Raw genomic sequence first — 14,928 nt, 5'->3', positions numbered from 1 at the left:
TTCCTACATTATCGATGATTTGAAGGCTTGCAAGCAGATTATTCTGTTGCAAAATTACATTTGCAGGCCTAGGCATTGCACGATCTGTCAGGACTCCCGGAGGACGACGCACGGTGGTTTCGCGACCCAAGTTCGAACGCAGGGCCGAGTTCGAAGGCAAGACTGTCGTGGTGACGGGTGCTGGCGGCGGCCTCGGCACCGCCATCGTGGCGCTGATGGCGCAAAGAGGCGCCAGGGTCATAGGCTGCGATCAGTCGAGCGAGGCGTTGAAAAGCCCGCATTTTGCTTCCCGCCACGTCTTCGATCTTCTCGACAAGGCGTCGATAGCCACGGCGATCGCCGCGATCCTCGAGCGGGATGGCGTGCCCGACATTCTCATCAACAATGCCGGCTGGACGCGCGCCGAGACGATTTCGGCGCTCGATCCCGACAGAATAGAGCAGGAACTCGGCCTCAACCTGGCCGGCGTGATGAACTTCGCCGATCCGCTGGTCAAGGCGATGGCCAGGCGAGGCTCCGGTAGCGTCGTCTTCATCTCGTCGGTCAACGCCATCGCGCATTTCGGCAATCCCGCCTATGCCGCGGCCAAGGCCGGCATCAACGCCTATGCCAAGGCGATCGCCGTCGAGCTCGGCCGGAGCGGCCTGCGCGCCAATGTCGTCTGCCCCGGATCGATCCGCACCGCCGCCTGGGACCACCGCCTTGCCAAGGATCCCGAAATCCTCGGCAAGCTGCGGCGGCTCTATCCGCTTGGCCGCATCGTCAACGCTTCGGAAGTGGCGGAAGCCGTCGCTTTCCTTGCGTCCGATCGCGCATCTGGAATAACAGGCGTGGTGATGCCCGTGGACGCGGGGCTGACCGCCGGTTGCCTGCCCTTCATCGACGACATTCTGGGAGCGTGACCATGACCGACGTCGAATTTCGCGACCTGTCGAAATCCTTCGGGCAGCACAAGATCCTCGAAAACATCAGCCTCGATATCAAGAGCGGCGAGTTCGTCGTGCTGGTCGGCCCATCCGGCTGCGGCAAGTCGACCTTGCTGCGCATGCTGGCCGGGCTGGAGACGATCACCTCCGGCGATCTGTTGATCGGCGGCGTGCGCGCCAACGCGCTGCCGCCGCAGCAGCGCAACATCGCCATGGTGTTCCAGTCCTATGCGCTGTTTCCGCATCTGACGGCAGCGGACAATATCGGCTTTGGCCCGAAGATACGCGGCGAGGCGCGCGAGGCGGTCGACCATAAGGTCAAGAAGGCGTCCGGCGTTCTCAATCTCTTCTCCTATCTCGACCGCTACCCCCGCCAGCTGTCGGGTGGCCAGCGCCAGCGCGTCGCCATGGGCCGCGCCATCGTGCGCGAGCCGTCGGTGTTTCTATTCGACGAGCCCTTGTCCAACCTCGACGCGCAATTGCGCGTGCAGATGCGCGTCGAGATCAAGGCGCTGCACCAGCGGTTGAAATCGACGATCGTCTATGTCACCCACGACCAGATCGAAGCGATGACCATGGCAGACCGCATCGTGGTGATGGACCGCGGGCGGATCCAGCAGGTCGGGGCGCCGCTGGAACTCTATGATCGGCCGGCCAACAAGTTCGTCGCCAGCTTCCTCGGCTCCCCATCGATGAGTTTCGTCTCGGGCACTCTCAGGACATCGCCTGAGAAAACCTGGTTCGAATCGGCCGGTGGCGGGCGGCTTGCGCTTGCCGGCAAACAGGTGCCGGCAGGCAGTGCGGTGGAGGCCGGCATCCGGCCCGAGCACTTTGTCATCGGCGAGGCTGTCGACGCGATGGCGATCAAGGTGGATGTCGTCGAGCCGACCGGCTCCGAAACCCATGTTTATGGCGCCATCGGCGCTGATACAGTGCGCGCCGTGTTCCGCGACAGGGTGCCGGTCAGGCCGGGCGACCTGCTGCCGGTGACCGTCGACCCCGGCAACATCCACCTGTTCGACAAGGCGACGGGCCTGCCTCTATGAAAACATCAGCATGAAGACGCCGGCCGACATCATCACGCGCTTGCAACTGACGCTGCAGGATGGAACGAAGTCGGATCGCAAGCTGGCCGGCTTCGTGCTGGCAGACCTCGACTTTGTCTCCAAGGCGGCGATTTCGGAAATTGCCGCGCGCGTCGGCGTCAGCGAGCCGACGGTGACGCGGTTCTGCCGCAACCTCGGTTGCGAGGGCTTGCGCGACTTCAAATTCTATCTGGCGCAAGCCATCGCCATCGGCGGCCAGTATCTGTCACCAGAGCCGTTGAGCCGCGATGCCCGCGAACAGCGCATTGCGTCCGCCATCACCGAAGCGGCGATATCGGCCATCCAGCGCGCCAGCGAAAACCTCGATATGACGACGCTGGTCGCCGTCGCCGCACGCATCGCCGTTTCCGGCAATGTGCTGTGCATCGGTTCCGGCGGCATTTCGTCGATGATGGCGACCGAAATGCAGAACCGGCTGTTCAGGCTGGGCGTGTCGGTGCTGGCGCAGATCGACGGACAGCTGCAGCGCATGTACGCAGCCGTTGCCACGCCCGACACCACGCTGATCGCCTTCTCTGTCTCTGGCTATGCGCGATCGGTCATCGATGCGGTGCAGGTCGCCCAGCAATATGGCGCCACCACCATCGCCATCACCCCGCCGGACTCCGCACTCGCCAAGGTCGCCGACACGGTCATCAATTTCCAGTCGCTGGAAGACGGCAACATCTACAAGCCGACATCGTCGCGGTATGCGCTGCTGTCGATCGTCGACATGATCGTCACGTCGGTCGCCGAGACGCGCGGACCACGCGTTCTCGAAAATCTGCGCCGCATCAAGCAGAGCGTGAACACGTTGAAAGTCGACGATCCCCGTTTGCCGCTGGGGGATTGACTCCCCACCGAAGGCATCAGGACTGCTTGCCGAGCCCTTCGATCCTTTTCACCAACGCCGCCGGATCACCCGCGATACGCAGCGTCTTCAGCCGGGCGGTGCCACCGGCGACAATCGAGACAGCGGACACCGGCACGTCCAACGTCTTGGCGATCAACTTTTCGAGCGCTTTGTTGGCTGCACCGTTTTCCGGCACGGCGCGGACGCGGGCCTTGAAATGGCTTCGTCCGTCCGCTGATGTCTCGACGCCTTCGAGCCTGTCAAGCGCAGCCTTTGGCGTCAGCCGGACAAACAGGTCGACACCACCATCGCGCAGGCGGAAAGGGCTCACAGGATCAGAGGCGCCACCGTGGTGAGTATGAACTGCCGCAGGAAGAACAGGACCAGAAGCAGGATGATCGGCGAGATGTCGATCCCGCCAAGGTCCGGCATGAAACGGCGGATCGGCCGCAATGCCGGCTCGGTCAGGCGGTAGAGCATGTTGCCGATACTGCCGACGAACTGGTTTTTCGAATTGACGACGTTGAACGCGTAGAGCCAGGAGAAGATCGCCGAGGCGATGATGATCCACCAGTAGAGGTCTAGCGCCATGACGATTGTTTGAATGAGGGCGAGCATGCCGGTCTCCAATTGTTGCCGACATGTAGCCATTGCAGGCGAAACCGGCAAGGGCCGCCTTCCGCCGCATGCCGGCCCGATGTCGGCGGCCGCCGATTTCGGCAAAGCGCCGCCTTGACAGGAAACCACGGCGCCCGATAAATGCCCCATCCGCTGGACGGGGCTGTAGCTCAGCTGGGAGAGCGCGTCGTTCGCAATGACGAGGTCAGGAGTTCGATCCTCCTCAGCTCCACCAGCGGAATAATCGATTTCTGCTTTCCACGACAGGAGAAACGCACCGCGCTCGCCTGCCGGCGATATTTGTTGTGCCAACACGCCTGTGAAGGCCGCACGCGCTACTGCGCGCCCGTCTCGCGATATCTGACAAAACCGTGGTCAGTTGTCCCCGAACCCAGTGTCCCCGGCCTGCCGCCGGTTTCCGAGAGCTTGTTCAACCAGATGATCCGGCCGCCCAGCCCATCGATCGCGGGAGGCACCTATTTCACTTATTTCTCGATCCCGGCCCGGCGACCTCTTGATGCGTTCGGTAACCTTCGTGCGGCGCGAAGCCGAACTGGTCACCTTCAGAAGGGTCACCGGGTGGTCGGAGCGCCGGGGGCCGACATGGGCGGGCGGGCGCGCGGCAATCACTATGGGGTGGCGATCTCGCGCCTGAACTGGATCTATTTCAGCGGCATCAATCGCCGCCAGACTGGCGAGCCGCCGCTGATCTCCGTGCAATGGGCTCCGATCTCCGAACCGGTGCTGATAGGCAAGGCCATGCTTCTGACAGAGGCCGGGCCGGCATTCGTGTCCGTCATCATGCGGCGCGACATCGCCAACATCCGCCCAAGGGATGCCATCAGCATGGCACATGTCATCAGGCTCGACGATCCGAGCGTCGATCAACTGGTGGCCAGCCTCACTCGGGAAGGACTGGGTTAATCCCTTCGATCGCCGTGGCTTACGCTAAATAAGAATAAGCATGATGCCGAAAAAGCGTATGCTAGCGATTGTCTGCTCTGTATCTGGATAAAATCGATATTTTACACTTCAGCGCGAGGAAAGATAATTCATCCGCCTGCCTTGGCGCGCGGATTTACTACGATTTTAACATACCATTAACTCTTTCGACCTTACCTTTCTTGGCGTGGGTCCGGTTTGAGGGGCCTTTCAACGGATCCCGATGGGGTCAGGAAACGGATGAAAATGGCTAGGAAAGTGAACGCCGCTCCGGAAGAAGCCTCGTATTCCGCGAGTCAATCGATCAATTAGTCGGCTCAGTATGGTCGGTAACGCGTTCCCTAGGTTCCACCAGAGACAGGAGCAGAACATGTCAAATCAATCCTTACGTCAGTCGGAAATCGATAATCTTCAATATATTTCGTCGATGACCAATGAGCTCGTGCAGATGGCCGAAGCAAGCCGTTTTCCCATGATCTCCTATCTGCTGGGCATGGCCTATGCGGAAGCCTTCGACGTGCTTCGCGGCGCACGGCCGGCCAGGCATACGCAGCTCAGCGGCAACCCGCTGCACCCCCAGGCGCGGGCAAAAGACAATCGTGCCGCCCAGCCCCGAAGGGCGTAGCGGTATGCACTCGTCAACCGCGTGCGCGGTTGCCGGCTCGGCATCACCGGTCAGGCAGACAGTCTCTGGGGCGGTGGACGCCTTCCACGCCCATTTCGACTTCATGATACAGACCATCGAGATTGACGGCGCCGACGACCCGAACCTCAGACGCACGAAATGCCGCTTCCATCTGGAGCAGGTCGAGGCCCTTTGCCTGTCGCTGAGCTATTGGCCCGGGTTTGCCCTAGCCTCTAGTTGCGCAGGCTGAATACGAATGGCGCCGTTCGGCTCTGGCGTGAGCCGAGTTCCGGCGGCGGTGCCGGCACCGTGGCGCCTTGCAGCACGGCCAGTGCCGCGCGGTCCAAATCCGCATCTCCGGAAGAGCGAGAGAGCCTGGCGGACAGGACCCGGCCGGACGAGTCGACCGTGAAGGCGACATACGGCTTGCCTTCCACGCCTCTGGCCTTGGCCGAACTGGGATAGCGCGTGTGCCGCCTGATCCAGGCGCCCAGACGGGAGTCCCATTTGCTGGCGTCGCCGGAGCGTGACGTCGATTGTGCCGACTTCGGCGCGGCGGTCCTGGCCGCCGGCTTTGCATCGGCACTGGCGACGGTTGCCGTCCTTGGCGGCGCCGCCTTCTCCTTCTTCGGACGCGGCTTGGGCTTCTCGACAGGCTTTTTCGCCTTGGCCTCGGCCGGTTTCTTGTCCTTGATCACCTCGACCGGTTTCGGCTGCGGCAAGGGAATGACGACCTCGGGCGCTACAGCCTCGACAATATCCGGGACGACCTCATCCGGCGGTGGCTGGTCGACCTGCTCGGCCATCTCGGTCTGGGTGGGCTCGGTCTCGTCGGGCGGGACGGCTTCCGGCTGTTCCTCCGCCTCCTCGACCGGCTCTTCGGGCGTCGGCTCGGCCTGATCGGGCTTCACCGCGTCCAGCGCGGCAATCTGTTCCTCCACGGCCGGCATCACCACCATCGGCGCCATCTCGATCACCTGGGCCGGTGGCGGACCGCCGTCTGCTTCGGTGACCATCGTGAAGTTCTGCACGGCATAGGCGACCGCGACATGGGCTCCGAGGACCAGCGCGGCCGCACCGGCCCACAAGCCAAGGTCGCGCCAGCCGAAGCGCGACAACTGGACCGAGGGCAAGGCGGCCGCTTGCGTCATGGCGCCGCTGCACGAGTGGCTGCCGGCGCCGCCTCCAGGCCGACCAGCGCGATCTTCAGATAGCCGGCACCGCGCAGCAGGTTCATCGCCTCCATCAGGTCGCCATAGGCGACTGCCTTGTCGGCGCGCAGGAAGATGCGCGTCTGCTTGTCGCCTTTTGTCCTGCTGTCCAGCGTGGCGGCGAAAGCCGGGCGCGGCACGCTGTCGTTGCCGATCGCCAGCGTCAGATCGTCCTTCAGAGTCAGGAACAGCGGCGTTTCCGGCCGTGGTGCCGGCGTTGCGGTCGAGCCCGGCAGGTCGACATTGACATCCACGGTCGCCAGCGGTGCCGCGACCATGAAGATGATCAAAAGCACCAGGATGACATCGATGAATGGGGTGACGTTGATCTCGTGGCTTTCCTCGAGATCGTCATCCATGGTCGGTCGGATTCTGCTGCCCATGGCGCTACTCCGCCGCCAGCGCCGTTGCCGGCGCGACCGTGCGATAATCGAGGTCGCGGCTGACCAGCCGTTCAACGCCCGCCGAGGCATCGGCGAGTATCTGCCGGTAGCCGGCTATCGAGCGGGCAAAGACATTGTAGATGACCACGGCCGGTATCGCCGCGACAAGGCCCATTGCGGTGGCCAACAGCGCTTCGGCGATGCCCGGCGCGACCACGGCGAGATTGGTGGTCTGCGCCTGCGAGATGCCGATGAATGCGTTCATGATGCCCCAGACGGTGCCGAACAGGCCGACGAAGGGCGCGGTCGAGCCGATCGTCGCCAGCACGCCGGTGCCTCGCGACATGCGCCGCGACGCCGCCGCCTCGATGCGCGACAGGCGCGACGTCACCCGTTCCTTCAGCCCATCGCCGGAGACATGATCGAGCGCGCCGGCCGAAAGCGCGGTCTCCTCCTCGGCCGCCCGCACCAGAAGCGCACCGGGGCCGCCGCTGCGATCGAGCGCGCGGCTGGCCTGCTTCAGCGTGGCGGCATCGCCGATCGCCCGGACGGCGCGCCGGATGCGCAGCTTGCCACCAAAAATCTCCAGCGATTTCGCCAGCCATATCGTCCAGGTGACGAGGGAGGCGAAGGCGAGCCCGATCATCACCGCCTTGACGATGATATCGGCGGCCATGAACATGCCCCAGGGCGACAGATCATGCGGCAAGGTCAGCTCCATTGCCGGCGAAGGTCCGGCCTCGGCCGGCTGGGTCGTGTGGGGCGGGTGGGCGGGGGGCGGGGGGGCGCGGGGGGCGGGCGGCGCGACTGCCGGCGCGGCGGGTGCCTCGATCGCGGGGGCGGCTCCGGCCGGTTGCTCCTGGGCGGTCGCGCTGCCGACCGACAGGATGACGGATGCGACCAACGCCGCCAACAAACCACTTTTCGACAACAGCTTCTTCCTTGTTCTCACAGCGGTCGGCCGCTTTCTGTTTCCCACCGCCGCATCAGATCTCGTCACTGCACGTATCCGACAGGCTGGCCGGTGACGGGGTGCGCGAACACGCCCATCTCGACGCCGAAAATGCCCTTCAGCACATCGCCGCGCATGATTTCGCGGGGCGTGCCGCGCGTCAGCAGCTTGCCATCCTTCAGTGCGATCAGTTCGTCGCAGTAGCGCGCCGCCATGTTGGGATCATGCAGCACCACGACGACACAGAGGTCGCGTTTGCGGCTGAGATCCTTGACCAGCCCGAGCACCTCGACCTGATGGGCGATGTCGAGCGCCGAGATCGGTTCGTCGAGCAGCATGACACCGGCATTCTGCGCCACCAGCATGGCCAGCCAGGCGCGCTGGCGTTCGCCGCCGGACAATTCGTCCACCAGCCGATCCGCGAAACCTTCCATGTCGGTCAGGACCAGCGCCTCGTCGACATGCTGCCTGTCCTCGGCGCGGAAACGGCCAAGCGCGCCATGCCAGGGATAGCGCCCGAGCGTCGCCAGTTCGCGCACCGTAAGACCTGTCGCCGCCGGCGTCGTCTGCGGCAGATAGGCAAGCGCGCGGGCGAGTTCTCGCGCGCCCCATTGCAGCAGCGGGCGCCTGGCGAAGGTGATGGCGCCCGAGCTTGCCGGCTGCTGGCGCGCCATGAGCTTGATCAGTGTCGACTTGCCCGAACCATTGTGGCCGATCAGCCCGTAGACGCGCGAGCGCTCCAGTTCGAGCGAAACCGGACCGAGCAGCGTTCGCTCGCCGACGGCAAAGCGCACCGCGTCGATATGGAAGGCAGTCTGGGCATCAATTCCAGCCACGGTCATGGCTTTTCTCCAGTGCGGCCGCCCGCATTTGCAGATTCCGGGTTTCGGCAAGCCGATGCCGGTTGACTATGAAACATGATATTATTAGTCAAGATTGAAGATGACTACAACGATCAACAAATCAATGCGACTGCCGCAAACAGGTCCCGCCCGGACAACGGTGGCGACCGCGTCGTTGTCGAACCGAGTTTGCACAGCGAACTGATCCGCGCCGGCGGTCGCCGCAGGACATCATAGTCGACAAGACCTGCAACAGCGCCTTCACCTATACGGATTTCGAGCTTGTGCTGCGTGCGCAAGGCATCACGCATCTGCTGTTTTCCGGATGCACCACGGATGTCTGCGTCCACACCACGCTGCGCGAGGCCTGCGACCGCAATTTTCAATGCCTGACGATCTCGGACGTCTGCGCCAGCGGCGACAGACAAGCCCACGAAGCCGCGCTTCACATGGTGACGGTCGAAGACGGCGTCTTCGGCGCGCTGGCAGATTCGAGCGCTGTTATCAAAGGCCTGTCGCAGCTTAGCGACAGGCCTGAGGCAACGAAGGCTGAAGGCTCCTCAGCCCGCTGCCCGCGTTTCCATGCCCGCGCCCGGCGCAAACGCCCCGGGCTGGAATGCGTCCGTTTCGCGGCGCGCCAGCGAGTTGCGCAGCAGGGCGATCGTTTCCCGGCCGACGGTTGCGATCTCACGCGGCGTGTCGACGCCGACAATCATGAATTCGTCGATCCCGAGAGCCGCATAGGCAAGCAGCGACAGGGCGGCCTGGGCCGGCGGCCCGGCCACGTCGACCGCCTTGAGGCCGGGGGCGGAAGCACTCTGGTGGATCCTGACCGGAAGCGCAAAGCGCAGCTTGCCGGCCCGGCCATGTTCGGCGGCGGCGCCGCGCACCCGCTCCATCAGCTGCCGGACCTCATCGATCGAGCCTGGCGCCAGTTCGAAGACATCGGCATGCCGGCCGGCCACCTTGACCGCCGTTCCGGATTGCCCGCCCATGCGGATGATCAGGTCGGCGCCGTGCGGACCCTTGCGCGGCACATAACCGCCCTTGATGCTGTAGAACGCGCCTTCATGGTCGAAGGGCCGGTCGTTCGACCAAAGCCGCTTGAGCAGCACCAGATATTCGTCGATACGCTGCCAGATGACGGTGTGCCCGACCGGCCGTGTTTCGGCATCGGCGTCGCTCAGCGGCTCGCTGATCATCCGCAGCGCCAGCCGCCCGCCGCTTTTTCTGTCGATCGACGCAAGCTGGCGGGCCGCCACGGTCGGTTCAACCACGCCCGCCCAATGCGTTAGCACGACTTCCAGCGACAAAGTCCGGTCCAGCACCTGGGCAGCAAGATCCATATTGGTCAGCAGCCCGGCCGAATCGTCGACCACGATCTTGCGGAAACCGCCGTCCTCGATCAGTCCGAGCTTGGTCGCGGTCTCGGCAAAGTCATAGAAAAAGGGAACCGCGGCGTCGGCGGTCTTGCCAGGAACATGCGTGAACTCGATCGGCATTGCCATCTCCTCCGTTGTGTCGGGCGCGCGCAAGCGCACCGAGGATTCGGTTCATTCAACTCCGATTGCCTGGAAGCGGTGGGGCAGCCAACCCCGGCCTATCTGACGAACTCTAGGGGATGAGGCCCAGAACAACTGCCCCGGTGAACACAAACGCAAGGGCAAAGACCACATAGGCGAAAGCGCCGGCATAGGCCGGGCGGAAGGTCTGGGCATTGGCCAGCCTTTGGCCGTTGCGATCCGTCTGGGCGTTCTGGATATAGGACATATCGGCCTCCGTCTCGCTGGTTAATCTATAAAACTTGTAGACTTTGTCGATTGCTATTTTCAGCCCCTCGCCAGAAAAATTTTCTGCTGAGCCGTTACAAATTGGTACCTGCTTGCTGAGGGAGCCCGCAGGGCCATCATTTCGGACGGCGCGACGGGAATGGGTGGAGCGGCCTCGGGGCTGTTCGCCGCCGAGGGCGCCAGGGTGGCGATCATCGACCGCAATGGCGAGGCGGCCGCGGCCACCGTGGCGGCGATACGCGCGCGGGGCACATAGCCGAACACTGGGTGGCCGACGTCTCCGCCGAAGCCCAGGCCGAAGTGGCAGTGAAGGGTGCTATCGAAAAGCTCGGGCCGGTCACCGTGCTGTTCAACCACGCCGGCATCATCGTGATAAAGCGTTCCTGGAGACGACGGTCCAGGAATGGGACTGGCTGCATGCCGTCAACGTCCGCTCGATGTTCCTGATGACGCGCCGTGCTGCCCGGCATGATTGCGGCCGGCGGCGGCTCGATTGTCTGCACTTCATCGATCTCGGCGGTGGCGGCGACTCCGAACGAGGTGCTCTACGACACCACCAAGGGCGCCTGCCACATGTTCGCGCGCGCCATCGCCGTCGAGTTCCGCGACCGCAACATCCGCTGCAACGCGGTCTGCCCCGGCTTCATCCGCACGCCGCATGGTCTGCGCGAGGTCGCCGATCTCGACGGGCTCGGCATCGACGTCTCCTCCGGAGGGAGAGGAAGGGACACCAAGTCCTGCTCGTCTACCGCTCCTCGCGCCGAAACGGCTTGAGCAGCGCCGACGGCGCCACCGCGTTGCGTGACATCACCGCCATCGCGACGATGGTGAAAATGAACGGCAGCATCAGGAACGCCTCATAGGGGATGTGCCCGAGCCCGCTCGCCTGCATGCGCAGTTGCAACGCATCGACGAAGGCGAACAGCAGCGCCGCACCAGCCGAGCGCCACGGATCCCAGCGGCCGAACACGACCAGCGCGATCGCCACCCAGCCGCGCCCGGAGACGACGCCGAAGGTGAAGGCGTTGAACTGCGCCATCGACAGGAAGGCGCCGGCCAGCCCCATCAGCGCGCCACCGAGAATGACCGCCTGGAAGCGCGTGGCGATGACGCTGACGCCGGCCGAATCGGCGGCGCGCGGATTTTCGCCGACCATGCGGACCGACAGGCCCCATGGCGTGCGGTAGAGCACGAAGGCGGCCAGTGGGATCGCAAGGATCGCCATGTAGACCAGCGCAAACTGGTTGAACACCGCCGGCCCGAGCACCGGAATGTCAGAGAGGATTGGGATCGGGAGTGTCTGAAAACCCTTGATGTTCGGCGGCACCGATTGCTGGCCGAAGATCAGCCGGTAGAGGAAATAGGCAAGGCCCGAAGAGAACAGCGTCACGCCAATGCCGCAGACATGCTGGCTGAGGCCGAGCACCACCGTGAACAGCGCATGCAGCGCGCCCATCAGCATGCCGGTCAGCACGGCCGCCAGCACCCCGAGCCACAGGCTGCCGCTGAGGCTGGCGGCGGTGAAGCCGGTCATCGCCGACAACAGCATGATGCCTTCGATGCCCAGGTTGAGCACGCCGGCCCGCTCGGAGAACATCTCGCCGAGCGTGGCAAAAGCCAGCGGCGTGGCGATGCGGATGATGGCGGCGAGGAAGCCGACCTGAAAGATCTGTTCGAACACCGCGCTCATCGGGCGGCTCCCACGCGGCGGATGCGATAAGCGGTGAACAGCAGCGCCACCAGCATGGCAAGCAATGCGGTGCCCTGGATGACGTCACTGAGGAAGGCCGGCACGCCGGTCGCCCGCGACATCGCCTCGGCGCCGGTCATCACGGCGGCAAGGAAGATCGCAGCCGGCACGACGCCAAGCGGGTTGAGCCGCGCCAGCATGGCAACGACGATGCCGGAATAGCCGTAGCCCGGCGAGATGTCGCTCATCACCTGGAAATGCACGCCGCCGACCTCGCCGACACCGGCGAGGCCGGCCAGCGCACCGGACAGCAGCGCCGTAGAGATCAGCACGCGCTCGACATGGATGCCGCCATATCTGGCGGCTTCGGGATTCTCGCCGATGACCCTGATCCTGAAACCGAGCGTCGTGCGCACGATCAGGAACCAGATCAAGGGTGCCGCGATCAGCGCCACGACGACGCCGAGATGCAGCCTTGTGCCTTCGAGCAGCACCGGGAAATTCGCCGAATCCTCGATCGGCGGCGAGATCGGGTAGCCGCTGAAACTGTCCTTCCACGGCCCCTCGATCAGCGCCATCAGCGCATAGTAGATGACCGAGTTGAGCAGCAGCGAACTGACGACATCATCGACCTTGAACTTCACCCGTAGCGTGGCGGGAACGAGCGCCACTGCCGCACCAGCGGCGGCACCGGCCACCGCCATCAACACCATGGCAAGCGGTCCCGGCATGGGGATGGCGCCGACAAAGCAGCCGGCCACCGCGCCGGCCAGCAATTGACCCTCGGCGCCGATGTTCCAGAATTTTGCCCGGAAGGCGACGGCCACCGCCAGCCCGGTGAAGATCATCGGTGCTGCACGCACCATCGTTTCGGTGATCGCATAGCTGTCACCCAGCGAGGCCGTGAACATCACGCCATAGGCCTCGAGCACGCCGGCGCCGGCCAGCGCGATGAGGCCGCTGCACAAGATGAGCGTTGCTCCGATCGCCAGCAATGGCAAAGCGAGGTTGAACCAGGCAGGAGTGCTTGCACGGACTTCCAGGCGGAACATTAGACGGCACCCTCTGTTCGGTCTGTCGAACAAGGATTCTGACGAAGAGGGACCCCCACCCCTAGCCCCTCCCCACAAGGGGGAGGGGAACTCTCGGAGGCGCTGACCACGACAAAACGGCTGAAGTTTGGGCTCGGAAGCTGTGTGAACGGAGCGCGGCAGCATCCCCCTCCCCCTTGTGGGGAGGGGTTAGGGGTGGGGGTCAGCGCCGCCAGAAGGTTCATCTAGACTCTCCCCTCCGCGCCGGTCATCATCAGCCCGAGCCGCGCGATCGTTGCATCGGCGCTGTCGAGCGTGCCGACGATGCGCCCCTCATACATCACCGCGATGCGGTCGCAGAGCACCAGCAGCTCCTCGAGATCCTCACCAATGACGACGATGCCGCAGCCCTTGGCCCGCATGTCGAGGAACTTTTCGTGGATGAAACGCGCGGCCCCGATGTCGAGGCCGCGCGTCGGCTGCGAGACAATAAGCACCTTCGGATCGAAGGCGAGTTCGCGCGCCAATAGCGCCTTCTGCAGATTGCCGCCGGATAGCGCTCCGGCGCGGGTCATCGGCCCGGGGCACCTGATATCATAGGCCTTGATCTGCGCCTCGGCGAAGGCGCGGATCGCATCCGGCTTGAGCAGGCCCCTGCTGCTGAAAGCGGCGGTGCCGATGCGCGGCAGCACCATCGAATCGGCGAGCGGCAAATTGGTGACCAGCCCGGTGGTCATGCGGTCTTCCGGAATGCGACCAAGGCCAAGCGCCTGCACCTCGCGCGGCGAGAAGCGTGTGACCTTGCTGCCGGCGATCGTCATCTGGCCGGCGTCAGGCACACGCGTCCCGGAGATCACCTCCGCCAAGGCACGCTGGCCATTGCCTGACACACCGGCAATGCCGAGGATCTCACCGGCACGAACGGCAACCGACACGTCGCGCAGCGGCGTGCCCGAATGATGCGATGTCGAGATGCCCTTGAGGGTAAGCACATCAGCACCAGGCGTCGATGGTCCCCGCGCCGGCGGCACGATCTCGTGGCCGCACATCAGTTGCGCCATTGCGGCCGACGTCGTGTTGGCGGGATCGTCCACCCGGCCGGCGACGCGGCCGTGCCGCAGCACCGTGCAGCGATGCGTCAGCGCACGCACCTCGTTGAGCTTGTGCGAGATGAAGATGATGCCGAGGCCTTGCGCCGCCATCGAGCGCAATGCCGAAAACAATCCGTCGACCTCGCTCGGCGCCAGCGCCGCCGTCGGTTCGTCGAGGATCAGCAGCCTGGCGCCGCGAAACAGCGCCTTGACGATTTCGAGCCGCTGCTGTTCGCCGACCGATAGCGCCGAGACCGGCAGGGCCGGGTCAAGTGTGAGCCCATGCTGCCGGCCGATCTCGGCCAGCCGCGCCAGCCCGCCGGCACGGTCGATCCGGCCGCTCTTGCCGGGAATGCCTATTAGAAGATTTTCCAGCACGGTGAGCCGTGGCGCGAGGTGAAAATGCTGGTGCACCATGCCGATGCCGGCGGCCAGCGCATCGGCCGAACTGGTGATCCGCACCGGCCGGCCCTGGATAAGGATTTCGCCGGCGTCCGGCGCATAGGCACCGAACAGCACATTCATCAGCGTCGTCTTGCCGGCGCCGTTCTCGCCGAGCAGCCCAAGGATCTCGCCCGGCGCTACGCTAAGGTCAACGGCCTCGTTCGCCTTGACGGCGCCGAAGTGTTTGGTGATGCCGCGCATTTCGATGAGGGGGGCGGGCAAGGGTGCTCCTGCGGAGAGAGGCTCTGCTTCACCCTCCCCCTTGTGGGGAGGGTCGGCTCGCAGTCGGAGCGAAGCGAAGATTGCGAGACGGGGTGGGGGGCGGCGCCGAAGAGGCGCCCCCCCCCCCCCCGCGGGGGGGGGGCCCCCCCCCCCCGCGCGCGGGGGATGAGAGTAAGAGCAACGGCGGGGGGGGAGAACAGAGCTCGCGGGGGTGGGGTTGGGG

The 14,928-nt window shown here is 64.5% G+C and carries 15 protein-coding genes, 1 tRNA gene and 4 pseudogenes; 8 read left to right on the top strand and 12 right to left on the bottom strand.

Annotated features, from left to right (window positions below; translation table 11 throughout):
* Positions 1-113: 113 nt before the first annotated feature.
* Genes NKH02_RS10655 through NKH02_RS10645 form a run of 3 tightly spaced genes read left to right on the top strand, consistent with a single transcriptional unit; the run spans position 114 to position 2,864 of the window.
* Positions 114-902, top strand: a complete 789-nt coding sequence (locus NKH02_RS10655; protein WP_352878499.1) for an SDR family oxidoreductase — start codon at positions 114-116, stop codon at positions 900-902.
* Positions 903-904: 2 nt separating this feature from the next.
* On the top strand, positions 905-1,972 hold the full coding sequence (locus tag NKH02_RS10650) for an ABC transporter ATP-binding protein (protein ID WP_352878496.1): 1,068 nt from the start codon (positions 905-907) through the stop codon (positions 1,970-1,972).
* A gap of 10 nt (positions 1,973-1,982) precedes the next feature.
* A complete protein-coding gene (locus NKH02_RS10645) occupies positions 1,983-2,864 on the top strand; it encodes a MurR/RpiR family transcriptional regulator (protein WP_352878494.1) in 882 nt (293 codons plus the stop codon).
* 16 nt (positions 2,865-2,880) lie between these two features.
* On the opposite strand, the gene NKH02_RS10640 is transcribed toward NKH02_RS10645, so the two are convergent.
* Together NKH02_RS10640 and NKH02_RS10635 are read right to left on the bottom strand one after the other, a co-directional pair.
* A complete protein-coding gene (locus tag NKH02_RS10640) occupies positions 2,881-3,195 on the bottom strand; it encodes a DUF167 family protein (protein ID WP_352878491.1) in 315 nt (104 codons plus the stop codon).
* Positions 3,192-3,482: a YggT family protein gene (locus tag NKH02_RS10635; protein WP_352866137.1), complete on the bottom strand. Its 291-nt coding sequence runs from the start codon at positions 3,480-3,482 to the stop codon at positions 3,192-3,194. The genes NKH02_RS10640 and NKH02_RS10635 overlap by 4 nt, the downstream gene beginning before the upstream one ends.
* Before the next feature lie 159 nt (positions 3,483-3,641).
* Between NKH02_RS10635 and NKH02_RS10630 the strand changes: the two genes are divergently transcribed.
* Together NKH02_RS10630 and NKH02_RS10625 are read left to right on the top strand one after the other, a co-directional pair.
* Positions 3,642-3,717: transfer RNA gene (locus NKH02_RS10630), tRNA-Ala, on the top strand.
* A 149-nt stretch (positions 3,718-3,866) separates the two neighbouring features.
* A pseudogene (locus tag NKH02_RS10625) lies at positions 3,867-4,406 on the top strand (XRE family transcriptional regulator); the annotation flags it as partial.
* A 24-nt stretch (positions 4,407-4,430) separates the two neighbouring features.
* Here the strand turns inward: NKH02_RS10625 and NKH02_RS10620 are convergent.
* Positions 4,431-4,508: pseudogene (locus NKH02_RS10620) on the bottom strand (helix-turn-helix domain-containing protein); the annotation flags it as partial.
* A gap of 286 nt (positions 4,509-4,794) precedes the next feature.
* Between NKH02_RS10620 and NKH02_RS10615 the strand changes: the two are divergent.
* Entirely contained in the window at positions 4,795-5,049 is a 255-nt protein-coding gene (locus tag NKH02_RS10615) for a hypothetical protein (RefSeq protein WP_352866140.1), read from the top strand.
* A 233-nt stretch (positions 5,050-5,282) separates the two neighbouring features.
* Here NKH02_RS10615 and NKH02_RS10610 read toward each other — a convergent pair whose 3' ends face one another.
* From NKH02_RS10610 to NKH02_RS10595, 4 genes are all read right to left on the bottom strand, one after another.
* Positions 5,283-6,200, bottom strand: coding sequence for a TonB family protein (locus NKH02_RS10610; RefSeq protein ID WP_352878488.1), 918 nt, complete (start codon positions 6,198-6,200; stop codon positions 5,283-5,285).
* On the bottom strand, positions 6,197-6,643 hold the full coding sequence (exbD, locus tag NKH02_RS10605; RefSeq protein WP_352878486.1) for a TonB system transport protein ExbD: 447 nt from the start codon (positions 6,641-6,643) through the stop codon (positions 6,197-6,199). The genes NKH02_RS10610 and exbD overlap by 4 nt, the downstream gene beginning before the upstream one ends.
* A 4-nt stretch (positions 6,644-6,647) precedes the next feature.
* Entirely contained in the window at positions 6,648-7,574 is a 927-nt protein-coding gene (gene exbB / locus NKH02_RS10600; protein ID WP_352878484.1) for a tonB-system energizer ExbB, read from the bottom strand.
* 65 nt (positions 7,575-7,639) lie between these two features.
* The gene (locus tag NKH02_RS10595) at positions 7,640-8,437 is read right to left on the bottom strand and encodes an ATP-binding cassette domain-containing protein (RefSeq protein ID WP_352878483.1); all 798 of its coding nucleotides are present in this window, start codon (positions 8,435-8,437) and stop codon (positions 7,640-7,642) included.
* A 218-nt stretch (positions 8,438-8,655) separates the two neighbouring features.
* Between NKH02_RS10595 and NKH02_RS10590 the strand changes: the two are divergent.
* A pseudogene (locus NKH02_RS10590) lies at positions 8,656-8,970 on the top strand (cysteine hydrolase family protein); the annotation flags it as partial.
* Between the two features lie 27 nt (positions 8,971-8,997).
* On the opposite strand, the gene NKH02_RS10585 reads toward NKH02_RS10590, so the two are convergent.
* Together NKH02_RS10585 and NKH02_RS10580 are read right to left on the bottom strand one after the other, a co-directional pair.
* Positions 8,998-9,939 carry an LLM class flavin-dependent oxidoreductase gene (locus tag NKH02_RS10585; protein WP_352878480.1) on the bottom strand — a complete coding sequence of 314 codons (942 nt, stop codon included), beginning with the start codon at positions 9,937-9,939 and terminating at the stop codon, positions 8,998-9,000.
* Positions 9,940-10,051: 112 nt separating this feature from the next.
* Positions 10,052-10,207: a hypothetical protein gene (locus tag NKH02_RS10580; RefSeq protein WP_352866152.1), complete on the bottom strand. Its 156-nt coding sequence runs from the start codon at positions 10,205-10,207 to the stop codon at positions 10,052-10,054.
* 159 nt (positions 10,208-10,366) lie between these two features.
* Between NKH02_RS10580 and NKH02_RS10575 the strand changes: the two are divergent.
* A pseudogene (locus NKH02_RS10575) lies at positions 10,367-10,935 on the top strand (SDR family NAD(P)-dependent oxidoreductase); the annotation flags it as partial.
* Positions 10,936-10,972: 37 nt separating this feature from the next.
* Here the strand turns inward: NKH02_RS10575 and NKH02_RS10570 are convergent.
* The 3 genes from NKH02_RS10570 to NKH02_RS10560 all read right to left on the bottom strand — a co-directional run bounded on the left by NKH02_RS10570 (position 10,973) and on the right by NKH02_RS10560 (position 14,705).
* Positions 10,973-11,917 carry an ABC transporter permease gene (locus tag NKH02_RS10570; protein WP_352878478.1) on the bottom strand — a complete coding sequence of 315 codons (945 nt, stop codon included), beginning with the start codon at positions 11,915-11,917 and terminating at the stop codon, positions 10,973-10,975.
* The gene (locus tag NKH02_RS10565) at positions 11,914-12,969 is read right to left on the bottom strand and encodes an ABC transporter permease (RefSeq protein WP_352866156.1); all 1,056 of its coding nucleotides are present in this window, start codon (positions 12,967-12,969) and stop codon (positions 11,914-11,916) included. Before NKH02_RS10565 ends, NKH02_RS10570 begins: the two co-directional genes overlap by 4 nt.
* Before the next feature lie 224 nt (positions 12,970-13,193).
* Positions 13,194-14,705 (bottom strand): ABC transporter ATP-binding protein, encoded by a 1,512-nt coding sequence (locus tag NKH02_RS10560; protein WP_352878475.1) that lies wholly within the window; start codon positions 14,703-14,705, stop codon positions 13,194-13,196.
* Positions 14,706-14,928 lie beyond the last annotated feature (223 nt).

Source organism: Mesorhizobium sp. M1396 (assembly GCF_040317725.1).
Classification (GTDB): domain Bacteria; phylum Pseudomonadota; class Alphaproteobacteria; order Rhizobiales; family Rhizobiaceae; genus Mesorhizobium.
The sequence above is the reverse complement of the archived record's forward strand: the minus strand, read 5'-3'. Positions and strand labels throughout refer to the sequence as shown.